Source organism: Spirillospora sp. NPDC049652 (genome assembly GCF_040675125.1).
In the GTDB taxonomy this organism is placed as follows: Bacteria; Actinomycetota; Actinomycetes; order Streptosporangiales; family Streptosporangiaceae; genus Spirillospora.
Map to the genome: position 1 here is coordinate 1 of NZ_JBFAOF010001132.1, position 2,079 is coordinate 2,079.

At 74.4% G+C, this 2,079-nt stretch carries 2 protein-coding genes; both read right to left on the bottom strand.

What is annotated here, in order from left to right; all coding sequences use genetic code 11:
* Window positions 1–116: 116 nt before the first annotated feature.
* Entirely contained in the window at window positions 117–1,127 is a 1,011-nt protein-coding gene (locus tag AB0J52_RS37745) for an alpha/beta hydrolase (protein WP_500187773.1), read from the bottom strand.
* A gap of 167 nt (window positions 1,128–1,294) precedes the next feature.
* Window positions 1,295–1,888: a TetR/AcrR family transcriptional regulator gene (locus AB0J52_RS37750; RefSeq protein WP_500187774.1), complete on the bottom strand. Its 594-nt coding sequence runs from the start codon at window positions 1,886–1,888 to the stop codon at window positions 1,295–1,297.
* Window positions 1,889–2,079: the final 191 nt, after the last annotated feature.

Below are 2,079 nucleotides of genomic sequence, written 5' to 3' on the forward strand. Positions count from 1 at the left end.
CCTGGCGCACGGCCCTCGAACCCCTCACCCCGGCCGAGCGCCGCGTCTTCGTCGAGACCATCCGCCGCTACGAGGACGCGACCCGCGACCTGTGACGGTGTGAGGCCGCCCCGCGCTCAGCTCCCGGGGACCGGGCCAGGCAGGGTCTTGGTGAACCAGGCGAGGATGTCCGGCAGCAGTTTCTGGAGGTCGGCGGTGTAGTGCCCGCCGTTCTTCTGGATCCGCACCTGGACGGTCGTCGGCGGCTGGACGAGCCGCTGGAACGCCACGATCCGCTCCTTGTCCGAGCGGAACAGCTTGCGGTCGCCCGCGAGCAGGAACAGCCGCACGTCCGGGTGCTTCCGGACCATCTCCGCCGGGCTGTTGTCGCGCATCTGGCGTGCCGTCCAGCGCGGTCCGGCCTGCGGTTCGGGCACGAAGTACCCGGCCCACGACATCGCCGCGCGGTACCGGCCGGGGTGCTGCAGGGCCAGCTTCACGGCGCAGAACGCCCCGGACGACGCGCCCCCGAGGCCCCAGCCGTCGCGACCGGGCAGCGTCCGGAAGTTCGCCTTGACCATGTCGTAGACGTCGTCGCCGAGGAAGGTGCCCATCTTCGGCATGCCCGGGATGTCGCTGCACTCGGTGTCCTGCCGCGTGGACATCTGGAGCACCGGCATGACCATGATGAACGGGTGGGCCTTGTGCCGCTTCTCCATCCGGACGGCGGTCCGCTGGATCGGCTCGACCTCCTCGTGCGCCCAGAAGTTGTAGTTCACGCCGGTGTTGCCCGTGTAGAGCATCAGCACGGGGAAGCCGCTGCGGGCGTAGCGCGGGTCCTTGTACTCCGGCGGGAGCCACACCCAGACCTTGCCGGTGACGCCGGACTTCGCGCCCTTCAGCGTCGTCACCATGACCGGCCCGCCGGACGTCCGGTGCGAGAACGTGAAGTGCGCCTTCGGGCCGCCGGGCATCAGGACGGGCGGCCGGGTGCGTCCGGCGGGCGCCGCCGGTGCGGGCGTCGTGGGCGGGGCGGACGGCGTCTGAGCCCTCGCCCCACTCGAACCGCAGCCCGCCGCCGCCGACGCCGTCAGTGCGGCGGCGGCGAGCGCGGCCCCGATTCCGCGCGAGCTCGGACGTGTTCCCATCTGGCCTCCCCGTAGGCCGTCCTCCGCGCCCGCAGACCGGTCACAGAAGCACACGAACTGCCCAGGAGCATAGGACGGCCAGGTGAACGGCGGAAGTCGCGCCCCCGGTCAGCTCCCCGTACGTCCCGGGGCGGACGGGGTCCGGGGCCCGTCCGGGGTGCATGGGCTCACGGGGTGAGCAGGCGGGCGATCAGGTCGTCCATGGCCGCGCCGGTCTCCGCGCGGGCGGCGGCGGGGTCGGGCGCGGCGGCGATCACCACCCCGGCCTGGTTGGCCGCGCCGAACACCAGGTGGGCCAGGGGTTCGGCGCGTCCGGCCGGGACGAGTCCCAGCCGCTCGGCCTCCCGCAGCCCGTCGCGCAGCTGCCGGCGCGCGCAGTACGGGTCGTCGAAGGCGACCGACCGCTCCCAGCCGAGGACGAGCGGTCCCTCCCGCAGCAGGACGCGCTGGACGTGCGGCTCCAGGCAGGCGTCCAGGTAGGCGGCCATCCCCGCGCGGAGCCGGTCCGCGGGCGTCCGGGGGGCGGCCAGCGCGGCGGCGGCGCAGCGGTCCGCGACCTCCTGCTGGACCTGCCGGTAGGCCGCCTCGAACAGGCTCTCCTTGTCGGCGAAGTGGTGGTACAGCGCGCCGCGCGTGACCCCCGCCGCCCGCACCACCGCCGTCGTGGACGTCCCGGCGAAGCCGTGCTCGGTGAACAGGGCGACGGCCGTGTCCACGAGCCGCCGGCGTGTCGCGTCGCCCTGCTCGACCTTCCTGCTCATGCGCTCATCGTAGGGAGCCGCCGGGCGTGCCCCGGAAGATCACCGGGCGTGCGCCGGAGGGGACCGCCGGGCGCGGGGCCGGGGGGGGGTTGCGGGCGGGCGGCGGCGGGGGGGGAGCGGGGGGGGCCGGCGGCACAAAGGGAGAGGGGGGGGGGGGGGAGAGTGTGGTGTTGTTGGGGTGTGTTTAGGGG